Consider the following 16,525-nt stretch of genomic DNA (forward strand, 5'->3'; position numbering starts at 1 on the left):
TAGCAATCTATTTTTCTATTATTTGTATGATCGAAGTGGTTCTTCCCACGGCCACTCACTTCCGGCGCTTGATTCTAATAACAGTACCGAGACAGTTATTCCTGCTTTAAATCCTCTCGTTCCTCCTGGCAGGACGATACATGCATTCGCCCCTGCAAGTGAAGAAATTGCACTAGATTTGTCTAAACCAACTGGTGTAGCTTGCAATGTTCCATCTACAATTTCCACTTTCCCTCGTACAAAACGAGTAAATGGGTTTGCTTTCAGAAAGTCTTTCTGTAATATTGCCTCTGTACGATATACGTGCGAATCTTTTCTATGCAAATATGTTCCAATGACTGGCCGAACATATAATTCACAACCGACATAACAAGCTGAAGGATTACCAGATAGACCAAATAATAGTTTTCCTTCTAGCTCAGCTACAGTTGTCACACTTCCTGGTCGCATCGCTATTTTGTTGAAAAGTACATTAGCTCGTAATTCCTCATAAATAGCAGGTAAATAGTCATAGTCTCCTACCGAAACGCCACCAGTTGTAATTAAAATATCGACTTCTTTTATCGCTTTTTTCACAGTGTTATAACACGTCTCAAAATCGTCAGCGAATTGTCCATAATACTGTACAACTCCGCCCGCTCGTTCAACTTGAGCAGCTATCATATAGGAGTTACTATTTCGAATCTTCCCTGGCTTTAATTGTTCATGTACTTCAAGCAGTTCGCTTCCTGTCGTTACAATTCCGATAACCGGCTGTTTTACAACGTAAACGGTACTATAACCAAACGTAGAAAGAAGCGCCACTACTCCAGGATTAATAACAGTCCCTTTTTTCACAAGGATGGTATTTTGTTTTACATCTTCACCTTTAAAAGAAATGTTATCCCCAGCAATAAAGGAGCGTTTCAATTTCATATAAGTCTTTTCACTTTCTTCAAATCCTTCAGTTAGCTCTAACATAACAACTGCATTACATCCGGCTGGAATTGCGGCACCTGTCATAATACGGACAGTTTGAAATGGTTTCACTTCTTCTGGAAAAACAAAACCTGCTCCAATTTCGCCAATCACTTCAAACTGAATGGGGTTACTACTACTCGCTTCTTTTGTATCTTCTGCTCGAATCGCAAACCCGTCGTATGGAGAGCGATCAAAGTGAGGGACATCATGATCTGCAATAACATCTTCTCCAAGAATTCTTCCGTAACTTTCTATAAGAGAAACCTTTTCTATTTCACCTTGATGAGCGTATTTCATTACACGTGCCACTGCTTCTGCCACCGGAATTGGTATACGTTTTTCTAACATTCTTTTTCACCTCGTTTTAATAAGGGGCAACGCTCTTTCTGTTCATCCTATATATTTTGCGTATAATCGTTTTGCTATTTTCACATCATTTGTTCCATGAATAAATGCCCTACCGTCTGTAAATAAAACGAAACGATATTCATCAATTAGAAATGATAGTAAGTAAGGCGTTTTTTGGACATGTACACTTTTTTGTAATCGTTTTTGAATTTCGTTTAAATTAAGATCTCTCTTTATTCCTGAACGGATTTGAACTGTATTCCGTCCGCATAGCACTTCCGTTTTCATCTGCGCTTCAAATGCTAGACTTGGATACGTTCGTGATTTCCCACAAGATGGACATGTACTTTTTTTCTGTCTATTTACTTTTAATGAAAGATATTGATTGTTCCAAATATCAAATGATAACATCGTTCCTCTTAACGACTCATAATCATCCACCAATATTTTCATCGCCTCTGTTACTTGGTGAGCAACGACCATTTGTACAGCTGGCTGAATGATTCCGGCTGTATCGCATGTTGCACCGCCCATAGGATGATCCATTAGACAGCGAAAACATGGTGTTTTCCCAGGAAGAATTGTATACGTTACACCGTAACTTCCAATGCATCCACCATATATCCAAGGTATATTTTCTTTTTGTGAAATGTCATTTATAAGTAGGCGCGTATCGAAATTGTCAGTCGCATCTATGATGAGATCCACTTCTTTTGTTAACTCTTCTATTTCTTGCATTGTGACATCCGTTACAACTGGTACAATTTTTACTTCAGAATTAATCTTCCTTACATGTTCTGCCGCTGCAATTGCTTTCGGTTTGCATTGCTGCGCATCTTCTTCTATGTATAACTGTTGCCGCTGTAAATTACTCCATTCCACGTAGTCACGGTCAGCGATTGTCAATTTCCCAATTCCCATCCTAACGAGTGTTTCTGCATTCGCAGCTCCTAATGCACCTGCACCAATTAGGAGCACATGCTTTTCTCTTATTTTTCTTTGTCCTATTTCACCAATTCCAGAAAACAATATTTGCCTTGCATATCGCTCTTGCATAGGGAATCCTCCTCTCACTATCCGCCAATGTAGGACATTTCAACTTTTGGACGTTGATTTGTACTTTCCGCCGTTCTTTCATCTGAATATCGATCTGTTCTATATCGCCATGTATGTTGTAAAATTTTTAATAGTGATGCATCAGAAATATTTCCTCGAAGAAGCGTTCGCAAATCCGTTCCTTTCGTTCCAAATAGACACGTGAAAAACTTGCCATCTGCCGAGATACGAGCTCTCGTACAAGAAGAACAAAATGACTCAGATACTGAAGTAATAAACCCAACTTCTGCATCGCTCCCTACATATCGATACAATTTCGCAACTTCTCCAAAGTAACGAGGCTGAGCGGGCTCAACTGGATATACGCGATTAATCTTCTCTATTAATTGTTCCTTCGTAATAACTTGTTCAAAGTTCCAGTCGTTTGTACTGCCCACATCCATAAACTCTATAAAACGGAGCTGAATGTCTTGTTCTTTAAAATAACGAGCCATACGAAGAATTTGACTATCATTCATTCCTTTTTTTACGACCATATTTACCTTTACTTCTAATCCAGCAGCCTTTGCTGCTTCAATTCCTTTCAGTACAGGTTTTGTATTTACATTTCGTCCATTAATTTTTTTGAAGACATAATCCTCTATCGCATCTAAACTAATATTTACACGTTTTAATCCCGCTTCTTTTAACGCCTTTGCTTGTTTTGCTAAATGAATACCGTTTGTTGTGAGTCCAATATCTTTTAAGCCTTCTAGCTTTGCAAGTCTTGCAATTAACATCGGTAAGTCTTTACGCAATAACGGTTCACCGCCAGTAAGCCTAATTTTATTGACTCCCAGACTTATAAATAATCTCGCTAATCTTTCTATTTCATCAAACGTTAATAAAAGCTCTTCCTGTAAAAAAGCGTAATCAGGTCCGAACACTTCAGCAGGCATACAGTATGTACACCTAAAATTACAACGATCAATAACTGAAATACGTAAATCTTGAAGTGGACGTTCTAAAGAATCTTTCATGTTCTCGTGCATCTATATCCCTTCTTTTCTGCTGTAATCCTTAGTAAGCTTTCATTTTTTTATTTGCCTTCATTATAAAAAAGAAGCTACATATTCAATGTGACTTTTCTCACATTACTTTCCCCATTCAAAAATTCTTCACAAATCCGTTCGAATTTTGTTCACATCTTTAATCTCATCCACTTTGTCTATTGAATTTTTCAAACTAAAAATTGAAAATCACTTCCCCTTACGGTCATTGAAATTTCAATGTATTTTTAAAATAGCTCTTGCATTTTCATCATACTTACACTCAAAATAGGAAATGTATTGCTTATAAGAAGAAAGGTGATCACTGTGGCAAACAGTATGACATTATCTCAAGATTTAAAAGAATTACTTGCATCTGTTGAATATAAAATGCAAATTAAAAAAGGTAGTTTTATTTTTCAAGAAGGTATGGAGGCAACAGAGCTCTATATCATCCACTCAGGAAAAGTACAAATTAGTAAATTAAGTGCTGACGGGCAAGAATTAACACTCCGTATTTGTTCGGCATACGACATTATTGGAGAATTAACATTATTCACGGACAATGCGAAGTATTTATTAAATTCAAAATGCCTTGAAGATGTTGAAGTAGGGGTTATAAAGCGTGAAACCTTAGAAAAAGCATTGCTCCAAAAACCCGCACTTGTATTTGAATTTATGAAATGGATTAGTGAACATTTAAGAAGAATGCAAACGAAGTTCCGAGATTTAGTATTACACGGCAAAAAAGGTGCCCTGTATTCTACTCTTATACGAATGACAAATAGTTACGGTGTATTAAAAGAAAATGGGATTCTCATCGATTTACCATTAACGAATCAAGAACTTGCTAATTTCTGTGCAACTTCACGTGAAAGTGTAAATCGAATGTTAAATGAATTAAAAAAGCAAGGTACAATTTCTATTCATAAAGGAAAGATTACAATCCACGATTTACAATTTTTAAAATGTGAAATTGCTTGTGAAGATTGCTCTGCCTCTGTTTGTAGCATTGATTAGCATCTTATTTAGATGCTAATCTTTTTTCAATTTAAGCTACTTATTAACGGTTATTCCCTATATAAACAAAAACGAGGCCTTCCATATTAGACCTCGTTTCGTTTTAACCATTAGCTCCTATCCGTTTACAGCAGTATTATTTTTTCAACTCATTAGGAATACGTCTTCTGTAAATTACATAACTACGGCTTACATATTTAATTGGGGCACTAAATACATGTACAAGTCTTGTAAATGGCCATACTGCGAATAAACCCATTCCTGCAAGAATATGAATTTTAAACCATACTGGTACTTCCATCATATATTCAACTTTCGGTTGGAGAATAAAGAGACTTCGGAACCAAGGGCCAATCGTTGTACGATAATCAAATCCTTTTGAATCTATATTTAAAAATGTTGAAGAAAGTCCTGCTAGCATTACGATAAGTAATAAAATAAGCGCAATATAATCTCCCTTTGTACTCGTTGCAATGATACGCTTTACTGTTACACGGCGGTACGTTAATATAATTAAACCGATAATAGAAGCAATACCTGCCGGAAGCCCAAAACTAATTGCTACTACATGATACATATGCTCAGAAATACCTATTGAACGATATACAGCTTCTGGAATTAAAATCCCCATAACATGGCCGCCAATTACGAACATGATCCCAAAGTGGAATAATAGACTTCCGACCCGGAGCATCTTCTTTTCTAATAGTTCACTAGATTTTGATGTCCATCCAAATTGATCATAGTTGTATCTAAAAATATGTCCACCGATAAAGATCGCAAAAATGATATAGGGAAACAATACCCAAAGAAATTGATCCATCATTTTGACAACGCTCCTTTCTAATTTGTCTGTACACCCCATGTTTCGATAGCGAGTAGCACAGACGCAAGAATTGGTTCATACATACTACCCGCTTCTTTTAATTGAACATGTAATGCTTGTATATTTTCCGTGTATTTACTCATAATTGGTTCACTGTCTTGCTCATTTGCATTTGCAAAAAACTCAAGTAAAAGTGGTAAATAGTCAGGTAGTTCTTTATCTGTTACGCTAAAACCTGATTTTTTATAATGTTGTTTTAACTCTAGTAATTCAATACCTCTTTCTCTTTGTTCACCAGTGTTCATATAAGTAAGATACATATTTGTTTTCTTCCCAAAATCGAATGTATATACGTAACTATCAATGAGTTGATCATTCGTTTTATCTAGCGCTTGCTTTATAAAGCCTGTAAGTGACGCTTTAACGTCTTCCTGTTCTATTGTTTCAACCTCTTCTTGCAATTCAGTTAAAGCTTCTCTCCACCCTAGTTCGGGATAGGAGAGAAGAAAAGAAGAACAAGAAAAAGCTGTTTGTAAACTTTGTTTCATAATTTTCTGCCCCCTTTATTTAAGAAATTGTCATACAAGAGCCTGGACCACCTGTGAATGATAAACCACAGCTTCCTTGTTCGCTATATAAATCTGCCACTTGTTCACGGTGAGATGTCGGAATAACGAAGCGATCTTTATATTTCGCGATGGCAAGAAGACGATACATATCTTCTACATCCTGTTTCGTTAAACCAAGTTCTTTTAATACAGCTTCATTTGGCTCTTTATTAATTTGAAGTGCTCTCATATGCGTTCGCATAACAGCCATTTTCTTCAATGTAAGACGAATGTGTGATTCATCCCCCGCAGTGAGTAAATTCGCTAAATATTGAATTGGAATACGCATATTATCAATAGCAGGGAAAATCTCTTCTGCTTGCCAGTTACTACCTTTTCCCTCCACCATATTCATAATCGGGCTAAGCGGCGGGATATACCAAACCATTGGCATTGTACGATACTCTGGGTGAAGAGGTAGAGCAATTTTCCAATCGATAATCATTTTATAAATTGGCGATTGTTGCGCCGCTTTAATCCATTCTTCAGGAATTCCTTGTTTTTTCGCTTCAGCTGCCACTTCTGGATCATTTGGATCTAGAAAAACAGTAAGCTGAGATTCATATAAATCTTTTTCGTCTTCAACAGAAGCTGCTTCTTTTACTTTGTCAGCGTCATATAGCATTACCCCAATATACCGAATACGTCCTACACATGTTTCCGAACAAATCGTTGGCATACCCGCTTCAATACGTGGGAAACACATTGTACATTTTTCAGCTTTATTCGTTTGCCAGTTAAAATACACTTTTTTATATGGACAAGATGATACGCAGAATCTCCATGCGCGACATGCATTTTGATCGACAAGAACAATCCCATCTTCTTCACGTTTATACATCGCACCAGATGGACAAGATGATACGCACGAGGGATTCATACAATGTTCGCATATGCGTGGTAAATACATCATAAAGACGTTTTCAAAATCTGTTTTAATTTCTTCTTCCATTTTCTTTACGTTCGGATCTTGCAATCCTGTTATATGTCCGCCTGCTAAATCATCTTCCCAGTTTGGACCCCATTCAATTTTGTCGATAAATTCGCCTGTAATTGCTGATTTCGGACGAGCAACTGGTTGATGCTTACGTTGCGGACTATTTGTTAACGTTTCATAATCATAATTCCAAGGTTCAAAATAATCATCAATTGTTGGTTGATCTGGATTGTGGAAAATGTTCATAAGACGTTTCATTTTCGAACCAGATTTCAGCTGAATTTCACCATTTTTCAATTCCCAACCGCCTTTATATTTCTCCTGATCTTCCCATTGTTTCGGATAACCAATTCCAGGCTTCGTTTCTACGTTATTGAAGTACATATATTCAGCACCTGGACGATTTGTCCAGGTGTTTTTGCACGTTACGCTACAAGTATGGCAGCCGATGCATTTATCTAGATTCATTATCATTCCGACTTGTGCTTTAATCTTCAAGCCAATCTACCTCCTTCAGTTTGCGAATTACAACGTTTAAGTCACGCTGGTTCCCAGTCGGACCGTAATAGTTAAATCCATAACTTAATTGACCATATCCACCAATCATATGTGTCGGTTTTACGTGAATTCGAGTTGGACTATTATGCGTTCCCCCGCGGTTACTTGTTAATTTCGTACCAGGTACGTTAATGTGACGATCTTGTGCATGGTGCATAAACGCCATTCCTCTCGGTATACGATGCGTTACAACAGCACGGGCTACAACAACACCGTTACGATTAAAGCACTCAATCCAATCATTATCTGCTACCCCAGCTTCTTCAGCATCCTCTTTATTCATCCAAACAGTTGGACCACCTCTAAACAGTGTTAACATCGGTAATGAATCGAAATACATACTATGAATGGACCACTTATTATGCGGCGTTAAATAATTTAACGTAATCTCTTTTCCTTCTACTTCAGGTCGTGATTTACGGAACGGTTTATGTTGCAGAATCGGTTTAAACGTTGCCATCGTTTCACCAAATTCTTTCATCATGTCATGATCTAAGTAGAAAGATTGTCGTCCAGTGATTGTTCTCCAAGGGATGAGGCGTTCCACATTTGTTGTAAACGGTGAGTAACGACGTCCACCTTTTTCAGAACCTGTAAAGGCCGGAGAAGTAATTACTGTTTTTGGCTGCGCTGTAATTTGTTCAAATGTGAAGCATTCTTCTTCACGTTCTTCTGCTAAATCACGTAATTTTAAATCCGTTTGTTTTTCAAGTGCTTCCCATGCTTTTACAGCCATATGACCATTTGTTGTAGAAGAAAGTGTTAATACCGCTTCAGCAGCATTGATTGCTTCTTTTATGTCTGGGCAACCTTTTGCAATAGAATCCGTTCGAACAACTCCTAATCGGCTCTTTAATTGCTCATACTCTTTTTCTGCGGACCAAGAAATCCCTTTCGTACCAATCGGTTGTTTTCCCGCATTTGGTCCTAGCGAAGTCATTTTGTCATAAATTGTTTTATAATCTCTTTCAACAACATGAATTTGTGGCATTGTTTTACCTGGTATTGGCTCACACTCACCTTTGCTCCAATCTTTAATCTTGCCAAGTGGTTGCGCTAATTCTTGCGGTGTATCGTGAAGAAGTGGCGTTGCAACAACTTCTTTCATTGGTTCAAGATCAATTTTCTTCGCTAAATCTGACACAGCTTTAGAAAGTGAAGTGAAAATATCCCAGTCAGAGCGCGCTTCCCACGGTGAACCGATTGCTGGATTAAATGGATGCACAAATGGATGCATATCTGTACTACTTAAATCATGTTTTTCGTACCAAGTTGAAGCAGGTAAGACGATATCAGAATAAAGCGCTGTTCCAGCCATACGGAAATCTAAGTTAATGAGTAAATCTAACTTCCCTTCTGGTGCTTCTTCATGCCATTTAATTTCTTCTGGTCGTAATGAATCACTATCGTCATTCATTAACCCGTTTGTTGTACCTAATAAATGTTTTAAGAAATATTCGTGTCCTTTACCAGAACTTGAAATTAAGTTCGCACGCCATACGAATAAGTTGCGCGGGAAGTTGTTTTTGTTATCTGGATCTTCAATCGCAAATTTTAGTCCTTTTTCTTTTAATCTTTGTGCAACATATTTTCCGATTTCTTCTTGCGTTGTTGCACCAGCAGCAACAGCTTCTTTATATAATTCAATCCCATTTTTCTCGAATGTCGGATACGAAGGTAGCCAGCCAAGTCGTGCCGCTAATACGTTGTAATCACCGTGATGTTGATAACGAGAGTTGCCTTCTACTGGTGATGCTAGATGTCCAACCGGTGTATCTTCATAGCGCCATTGATCTGTTACGAAATAGAAGAAAGATGTACCATTTTGTAATTTCGGTGGCCCTTGCCAATCTTTTGCCATCGCGATTGTTTGCCATCCTTCTGCTGGTCGTAATTTTTCTTGCCCAACATAATGCGCCCATCCCCCGCCGTTTACTCCTTGTGCTCCAACTAGAAGAACAAGATTTAAAACTGCGCGATAAATCGTATCAGAATTAAACCAATGGTTAATACCAGCTCCAACAATAATCATCGAGCGACCATTTGTATCAACGGCATTTTGTGCGAACTCACGAGCGATTTGAATAATTAGTTCTCGTTTCACTCCTGTCATTTTCTCTTGCCATGCAGGTGTAAACGGTACATCATCATTGAAGTCTTTCGGCTCTTGTCCGCCAAGCCCTCGGTTCACGCCGTAATTTGCTAACGTTAAGTCGTATACAGTTGTAACGAACACTTCGCCTTCTTCTGTCATAACCTTTTTCACTGGAATTGTACGTTCTAATACTTTGTTTCCATCATCAGAGAAGTACGGAATTTGTACAGTTCCAATCGATTCTTCCATTCCAAGTAAAGAAAGACGTGGGTCAATCTTTTCACCTGTTTCTTCATCTTCTAAACGCAAGTTCCATTTCTTTTCGTTATCCCAACGTGAGCCCATTGTGCCTTGAGGTGTTGCAAAATCATTCGTATTCTCGTTCCAAAGAACAGGCTTCCATTCTCCTAACTTCGTTTCGCGTCCAATATCAGAAGCGTTTAAGAAACGATCAGCAACGAATTGATCTCCTTTTTGTTTCAATGTGACAAAGAAAGGAAAATCAGTATATTGCTTCGCATACTTTGTGAAATATTCCACTTGATTATCTACGTAAAACTCTTGTAAGATCACATGCCCCATTGCCATCGCAAGTGCACCATCTGTACCTTGTTTTACACTAATCCAATCATCGGCAAACTTTGTAGATTCAGCGAGGTCAGGACTGACAGAAACGACTTTCGTTCCTTTATATCGAACCTCTGCTAAAAAGTGAGCATCTGGTGTTCTCGTCATCGGTACATTTGAACCCCATGTCATAATGTAACCAGAGTTATACCAGTCACTACTTTCTGGTACATCTGTTTGATCGCCCCAAATTTGAGGAGAAGCTGGTGGTAAATCTGCGTACCAATCATAGAAACTAAGCATTGGCCCGCCCATAAGTTGCATAAAACGACTACCAGCAGCATGACTTAACATCGACATAGCTGGAATTGGTGAAAAACCAACATTTCGGTCTGGACCGTATTTCATTACTGTGTAGAGTAATGAAGCAGAAACAAGTTGTAACACTTCATCCCAATTCGCACGAATGAATCCCCCTTTACCACGTGCCTGCTTATACTTGCGTGCTTTTTCAGGGTTTTCCACAATGCTTTTCCAAGCATCTAGTGGTGACTTGTTATTTTGTAATTCCTCTTGCCACATACTCCAAAGAACACCACGTACATACGGATATTTCACACGAAGTGGACTATAAATATACCAAGAAAAACTCGCTCCACGCGGACATCCTCGTGGTTCAAAATCAGGCATATCTGGACCTGTAGTTGGATAGTTAAGCTCCTGTCCTTCCCAAGTTACGATTCCATCTTTCACATATATATTCCAGCTACATGAACCAGTACAGTTCACACCATGTGTAGAACGAATTACTTTATCATGCTGCCAACGCTTTCTGTACACATTCTCCCATTCACGATCTTCATATGTTTCTTGAGTATGATTATCGTTATAACGATCTATTGGTGAAAAATATTTTAAACGTCTCATTAGTGCTGAAGGTTTCTTCTTCATACTGTTCACTCCTTTAATACGTCTCTCTTACATACCCTTACTATAAGAGAGGTTGTAAAATACAGATGTGACATTTCGCACAGTTCAAGAGATTGTCAAAAATTCAGTAGAAAATAAGTTTGTGAGAAAATCTTTTATTCCGTTTTGAAGGGTTATGATTAATCGTGATTATTAGGAGAATGGTATTTTGAGGTATCGACTATTTTGCAAAAGAAAAACGCAGGAGAAATTCCTACGTTTTTCTTTATAAATATATAAAAAAGAGTTTTGATATTATTTCAAAACTGCCATAAGAAAGAGTTTAGAAATTGTATATAAGGAATTTTTTCTTTAACAATACTATTTTATATCCAGACATATTTTACATAAAACTACAAATCATTATTTACTGTATTGCCCTTAGTTACGGAAACAATTATACTAGATGTAATCGAAATAAATATTCTGAATATTCTTAGAATTAATAACAAAATTTTTACTACCTGCAAATATAATTATAAATTTGTCCACTAAATAGATTAGAAAACGATAATAAAATTAGGAGGATTACGATGCCCCAGCTTGATTCATTACATCCCACTGTAGAAAAAATAATCAATAATATTGAAAAAATAATGGTCGGAAAACGAAAAGAAACAATCTTAGCTTTGACAGCTCTCTTAGCTGAAGGTCATGTGCTATTAGAAGATGTTCCTGGTGTCGGCAAAACAATGCTAGTACGTGCTCTTTCTAAATCCATTGATGCGGATTACAAGCGAATTCAATTTACACCTGATTTACTGCCATCAGATGTAACAGGAGTTTCTATTTATAATCCGAAAGAGCTCCAATTTGAGTTCAAGCCTGGACCAATTATGGGGAATTTTGTACTTGCTGATGAAATTAATCGTACATCTCCTAAGACACAATCTGCTTTACTTGAATGTATGGAAGAAGGCAATATTACAATAGATGGCATTACAAGGCCTTTACCAAAGCCGTTCTTTGTCATGGCTACACAAAATCCGGTCGAATATGAAGGAACATATTCTCTACCAGAAGCTCAGCTCGATCGTTTCTTATTGAAACTAAAAATGGGATATCCTACACCAGAAGAAGAATTTGAAATTTTAAACCGGATGGAAAAAACAAATCCACTCTCTCAATTACAGGCCATTACTACAATAGAAGAATTACTTTATTTACAACAAAGCGTACGGGTAGTAAGTATGGACAAAGCAATTAAGCATTACATTGTAAAGCTTGTTAATCAGACTCGTACGTATAGCTCTATACAGCTAGGAGCAAGTCCACGTGGCTCAATTGCTTTAATGAAAGCTTCACAAGCTTATGCATTTATCCATGGCAGAAATTATGTTATTCCAGACGATGTTAAATTTTTAGCTCCTTACGTTTTAGCGCATAGGCTCATTCTAAAAATGGAAGCAAAATTTGAAGGGATAACAGGAGAACAAGTTATCGCAAAAATCGTTGCACGAACTACCGTGCCGACTCAAAGGACGATGAACCCTTGATGAAACAAATGCTGCGAGCGCTATATCACGTTATGAAGTTATTGCTACTCCCTTTATGCCTAGTCTTAACATTTGTGTACGCTATGTTTCAAGGAGGGTTTGTAAGTTGGTTTTTATTTTACAGCACAATTCCCATTGCTCTTTATTCACTACTACTCCCCTTCTACGCTTTACGGGACGCTGAAGTAAAACGAACAACAAACCAAAATGGATATGTAGTAGGAGAACAATTTGTAAGCACGATTACAATAAAAAGAAAATTTCCTTTTCCCTTACTTTATTTAGTTATAGAAGATGAACTGCCACCACAATTTATAAGTTGTAAACAAACAAAGATGAATAAGGTAGTACTCTTCCCAGGATTGAAACGAAATATTTCGTTTCAATATGTTATTGACACAATCCCTAGAGGCGAGCACACTTTTTCAAGCGTCCGTGTCAAAACTGGCGATTTATTCGGCATGATGGAGAAAGAAGTAACTTTTTCAGTTCCAGATACATTTTTAGTCTATCCCCAGTATGTAGATATAGCGTATCGACAATTGGAAAATCATTTCGAACAAGGAGCGCTTTCAGCAAATATAAATTCTGCAAAAGACTCTACAATCTCTGTCGGTGTCAGAGACTATAAACCTGGAGATCGCTTTTCATGGATTGATTGGAAAGCAACTGCACGAACAAACAATATTATGACAAAAGAGTTTGAACAACAGCGCAGCCATAATATCATGATATTCATAGACAGAACCGAGTCTCCTCTATTCGAATCAGTCGTCACATTTACTGCCTCTATCGTAAGGGCTGTCTTGAAACAAAATTCACCAGCATCATTCGTGTCTATCGGAAAAGAACAAACTATTTTCCCTTTAGATAATGGAGATACGCAGTTACAACAAATCCTTTGTCATTTAGCAAAAGTACAAGCAGACAGTGTATTCCCGCTCTCCCAAAGTGTAGAAATAGAACTAAGAAAAATTTATGAGCCCGTCACGGTTATACTCGTGACAAGTAATCTTTCTCCCGATATTCAAAAGGCGGCTGATTGTGCTGCTATAAGAAATAGAAAATGTATGATTTTTGTCGTGAAAGAAAAAGCGAATCAACTTTCACACCGAGAACTCAGTATATTAGAAACTCTAAAAAAACGACAAATATTTGTAAACACGGTTTATGAAAACCGGTATACAAACGTGTTTTTTGAGGTGAGCAAATGATAACATTACAAGCAAAATACAAGTGGGATACGAACAAATTCTTCATGCATGCATGTGTATTTCTTCTTTTACTAGAATGGATAAGACCTCTTATAGGTATTACAAATGTAGGTAGATTAGATATTTTCGTAACATTTATAGGAATTTGCTTCGCTCTCTCTTTTTTTCAAACGAGGTGGCAGATTCCAATAAAAATTGTCACAGTCCTATTTATCATTCATTCCCTATATTATAAAAATGCTTTTATAAATCCATCTTGGCTAACAACACTCTTTTCTGATATGTCTCGAAATTCCTCCCTATTTTTCCAAGGGAATTTACTAGATATTTCTCCAGTTTTTCCGACGGTTTTATTTTTTCTCTCATTTTGGTTTTTGAGTTCTTTCACTTCATTTTGGATTATTCATAAAAAACGTGGGTTTTTATTTCTTGTATTGACTATTATTTATATCGCAACTTTTCATAACTTACATTTATACAATGCAAACTACGCTATTATTCGTACTGTTGTCATCGGCTTTTTTATGCTTAGTCTTCTTCAAGTAGAACGAATAAAAGAGCGCGAACACTTACAAAATTATGCTAGGGAAATCTCAAAATTACTTAGACCACTTACAATATTTATTGTATTATTAGCAACCATCGCATACTTTGCTCCAAAATTTGGCCCTCAATGGCCAAACCCAATGGATTTTTTAAAATTCAACACATCTGAAGCAAGTAAAGAACAAAAAGTTTCTACAATTGGTTATGGTTTAGATGACTCGCGATTAGGTGGTCCTTTTAAGGCGGATCCTACAATTGTTTTCACAGCACGAACGCAAAACAAACAATATTGGCGAGTAGAAACAAAAGATTTTTATACAGGAAAAGGCTGGGAAATTTCTGAAAATCCGAAAAAGGTTTCTTTTAAAAATAAAAACGACGTCGTAAGCTGGTACGAACAAAATACAAAAACGGAAACGACTGAGGCAACAATTACCATGCTAAAAAGTTATCCTCACCTTACCTATCCAGCAGGATTAGTATCAGTTGAGGCTTCTTCTGATGTATCATACAGTGTTAACTCGTTTTCAGAAAAAATTTATACAATGAATGGAGACTCTTCTACTACTTTACATTCGTATAAAGTAACATATGAGATCCCTGAGTTTTCCATAGAAAACTTGAAAGCTGTAAAAACAAATGAAGGTCAAGAAACAAATCCTTATTTTATGACAAAGTACACACAACTTCCCGAGTCATTACCACAGCGCGTAAAAGACTTGGCTGCCAATCTTACAAATGATAAAGACAACCGATATGATAAAGTATTAGCTATTGAAAATTACTTCACAGACAACTCTTTTACATACGAATCAACGAATGTCTTATTTCCTGCCAAAAGCCAAGATTATGTAGATCAATTCCTTTTCGATACAAAAAGCGGCTACTGTAATAATTTTTCGACGTCTATGATTGTACTACTTCGTTCTGCCGGGATTCCTGCTCGCTGGGTAAAAGGCTATACAGAAGGAACTCTTGACAATACACTTGCCTCTGCAGAAGGTGCGGATGTTTATACAATCACGAACGATAACGCACACTCTTGGGTCGAAGTATATTTCCCAGGATACGGATGGATTCCATTCGAACCAACAAAAGGATTTACCAATCCCTATAATTTTATAAATAATACGCCTGCTCCTATTTCACAAAATAGCGAAGCAAATAATTCTAATAACGAGCAAATACACCAACGAAATAATGAAGCAAAACTTAAAAGTTTAATAGAACATACAGAAGAAGCTTCTACTAAAAAGGTCACAAATTCTAAAACTAGTTTTTCTTGGTGGTACGTATTCCTCTCTACGATACTAATTAGTATTATGGGATACATTCTCTTCATCACTAGAATGAAATGGATGACATTTCTTATTATTCATTTCTATAGATACCGAAAAGATGATGCTGTTTATCAAAAAGCTTACGGTGCACTTTTAAAACAATTTGCGAGAATTGGCATACCACGGGGTGAAAGTCAAACATTCCGAGAATACGCTCTCCATATCGATACACTTTACAAATCGGCCGATATGCAACAACTTACTGCCAGTTATGAGAACGCTATATATCAACAGGGGCAGGCTGCAGCAGAATGGAAGACATCCGTACACTTATGGGAAGTGCTTATGAAAAAAGCAGGTTCTCTACCTAAATCAGATGGCTTTGATACAGTTATTTAATCTTGAAAATGTGAGTTTAAAGAAAACGTCTCAAAGAACTACATTGTTCTTTGAGACGTTTTTTAATAAAGTGAAACTCCTAATTATTCTCCAAGTACCTTCTCAATCTCAACCTCTAAATCTACCGGCTTCGTCTGCGGCGCAAAACGCCCTACTACTTTCCCGTCTTTTCCGATTAAAAACTTCGTAAAATTCCATTTCACTGCTTTCATACCGAGTAAACCTGGTGCTTGTTCTGTCATGTATGTATATAAAGGATGAGCCTTATCACCTTTCACATCAACCTTTGCAAACATTGGGAAGTTTACACCGTAGTTTAATTCACAAAAACTAGTAATGTCCGCTTCTGTACCTGGTTCTTGTCCCCCGAATTGGTTACAAGGAAACCCGAGTATTTCGAGTCCTTGGTCTTTATATTTATCATACACCTCTTGTAATCCTTTATATTGCGGTGTGAAACCACATTTACTAGCTACATTTACAATAAGAAGTGCTTTTCCTTCGTAATCTTTTAACGATTTTTCTTCACCTGTAATTGTTTTAGCTGAAAAATCATAAACTGTCATTGTCTTTGCCCCTCTCTTCACTATCATTCTATGTTTATACTATACTACATTC

At 37.1% G+C, this 16,525-nt stretch carries 12 protein-coding genes; 4 read left to right on the forward strand and 8 right to left on the reverse strand.

Going from position 1 to position 16,525, the window contains the following annotated elements:
• Positions 1–18 precede the first annotated feature (18 nt).
• The 3 genes from N2V92_RS24500 to moaA are packed head-to-tail and all read right to left on the reverse strand — an operon-like array spanning position 19 to position 3,395.
• Entirely contained in the window at positions 19–1,308 is a 1,290-nt protein-coding gene (locus tag N2V92_RS24500; protein WP_000890797.1) for a molybdopterin molybdotransferase MoeA, read from the reverse strand.
• Positions 1,309–1,350: 42 nt separating this feature from the next.
• A complete protein-coding gene (locus tag N2V92_RS24505) occupies positions 1,351–2,364 on the reverse strand; it encodes a molybdopterin-synthase adenylyltransferase MoeB (protein WP_001158062.1) in 1,014 nt (337 codons plus the stop codon).
• Between the two features lie 17 nt (positions 2,365–2,381).
• On the reverse strand, positions 2,382–3,395 hold the full coding sequence (moaA, locus tag N2V92_RS24510; RefSeq protein WP_000545009.1) for a GTP 3',8-cyclase MoaA: 1,014 nt from the start codon (positions 3,393–3,395) through the stop codon (positions 2,382–2,384).
• Positions 3,396–3,719: 324 nt separating this feature from the next.
• Between moaA and N2V92_RS24515 the strand changes: the two genes are divergently transcribed.
• Complete coding sequence (locus N2V92_RS24515) at positions 3,720–4,412, forward strand: Crp/Fnr family transcriptional regulator (protein ID WP_000013863.1); 693 nt, start codon at positions 3,720–3,722, stop codon at positions 4,410–4,412.
• Between the two features lie 136 nt (positions 4,413–4,548).
• Here N2V92_RS24515 and narI read toward each other — a convergent pair whose 3' ends face one another.
• Genes narI through N2V92_RS24535 form a run of 4 tightly spaced genes read right to left on the reverse strand, consistent with a single transcriptional unit; the run spans position 4,549 to position 10,954 of the window.
• The gene (gene narI, locus N2V92_RS24520) at positions 4,549–5,238 is read right to left on the reverse strand and encodes a respiratory nitrate reductase subunit gamma (protein ID WP_000969224.1); all 690 of its coding nucleotides are present in this window, start codon (positions 5,236–5,238) and stop codon (positions 4,549–4,551) included.
• A 17-nt stretch (positions 5,239–5,255) separates the two neighbouring features.
• Complete coding sequence (gene narJ / locus N2V92_RS24525; RefSeq protein ID WP_000814227.1) at positions 5,256–5,786, reverse strand: nitrate reductase molybdenum cofactor assembly chaperone; 531 nt, start codon at positions 5,784–5,786, stop codon at positions 5,256–5,258.
• A gap of 19 nt (positions 5,787–5,805) precedes the next feature.
• On the reverse strand, positions 5,806–7,281 hold the full coding sequence (narH, locus tag N2V92_RS24530) for a nitrate reductase subunit beta (RefSeq protein WP_000692656.1): 1,476 nt from the start codon (positions 7,279–7,281) through the stop codon (positions 5,806–5,808).
• A complete protein-coding gene (locus N2V92_RS24535) occupies positions 7,271–10,954 on the reverse strand; it encodes a nitrate reductase subunit alpha (RefSeq protein ID WP_016077803.1) in 3,684 nt (1,227 codons plus the stop codon). The genes narH and N2V92_RS24535 overlap by 11 nt, the downstream gene beginning before the upstream one ends.
• 551 nt (positions 10,955–11,505) lie before the next feature.
• On the opposite strand from N2V92_RS24535, the gene N2V92_RS24540 reads away from it, so the two are divergent.
• Genes N2V92_RS24540 through N2V92_RS24550 form a run of 3 tightly spaced genes read left to right on the forward strand, consistent with a single transcriptional unit; the run spans position 11,506 to position 15,907 of the window.
• Positions 11,506–12,468 (forward strand): AAA family ATPase, encoded by a 963-nt coding sequence (locus N2V92_RS24540; RefSeq protein ID WP_001135803.1) that lies wholly within the window; start codon positions 11,506–11,508, stop codon positions 12,466–12,468.
• Entirely contained in the window at positions 12,468–13,682 is a 1,215-nt protein-coding gene (locus tag N2V92_RS24545) for a DUF58 domain-containing protein (protein WP_000812152.1), read from the forward strand. Before N2V92_RS24540 ends, N2V92_RS24545 begins: the two co-directional genes overlap by 1 nt.
• A complete protein-coding gene (locus N2V92_RS24550; RefSeq protein WP_000631745.1) occupies positions 13,679–15,907 on the forward strand; it encodes a transglutaminase TgpA family protein in 2,229 nt (742 codons plus the stop codon). The genes N2V92_RS24545 and N2V92_RS24550 overlap by 4 nt, the downstream gene beginning before the upstream one ends.
• 83 nt (positions 15,908–15,990) lie before the next feature.
• On the opposite strand, the gene bsaA is transcribed toward N2V92_RS24550, so the two are convergent.
• Complete coding sequence (gene bsaA, locus N2V92_RS24555; RefSeq protein WP_000219434.1) at positions 15,991–16,473, reverse strand: glutathione peroxidase; 483 nt, start codon at positions 16,471–16,473, stop codon at positions 15,991–15,993.
• Positions 16,474–16,525: the final 52 nt, after the last annotated feature.

Origin of the sequence: Bacillus sp. CH_48, assembly GCF_038008465.1 — a bacterium.
Lineage (GTDB): Bacteria > Bacillota > Bacilli > Bacillales > Bacillaceae_G > Bacillus_A > Bacillus_A thuringiensis_S.

Bases quoted from the DNA above. Each gene is read 5' to 3' on its own strand.
- N2V92_RS24500 (WP_000890797.1), bottom strand. From the start codon at position 1,308: ATGTTAGAAAAACGTATACCAATTCCGGTGGCAGAAGCAGTGGCACGT.
- N2V92_RS24505 (WP_001158062.1), bottom strand. From the start codon at position 2,364: ATGCAAGAGCGATATGCAAGGCAAATATTGTTTTCTGGAATTGGTGAA.
- moaA (WP_000545009.1), bottom strand. From the start codon at position 3,395: ATGCACGAGAACATGAAAGATTCTTTAGAACGTCCACTTCAAGATTTA.
- narI (WP_000969224.1), bottom strand. From the start codon at position 5,238: ATGATGGATCAATTTCTTTGGGTATTGTTTCCCTATATCATTTTTGCG.
- narJ (WP_000814227.1), bottom strand. From the start codon at position 5,786: ATGAAACAAAGTTTACAAACAGCTTTTTCTTGTTCTTCTTTTCTTCTC.
- N2V92_RS24535 (WP_016077803.1), bottom strand. From the start codon at position 10,954: ATGAAGAAGAAACCTTCAGCACTAATGAGACGTTTAAAATATTTTTCA.
- N2V92_RS24540 (WP_001135803.1), top strand. From the start codon at position 11,506: ATGCCCCAGCTTGATTCATTACATCCCACTGTAGAAAAAATAATCAAT.
- N2V92_RS24545 (WP_000812152.1), top strand. From the start codon at position 12,468: ATGAAACAAATGCTGCGAGCGCTATATCACGTTATGAAGTTATTGCTA.
- N2V92_RS24550 (WP_000631745.1), top strand. From the start codon at position 13,679: ATGATAACATTACAAGCAAAATACAAGTGGGATACGAACAAATTCTTC.
- bsaA (WP_000219434.1), bottom strand. From the start codon at position 16,473: ATGACAGTTTATGATTTTTCAGCTAAAACAATTACAGGTGAAGAAAAA.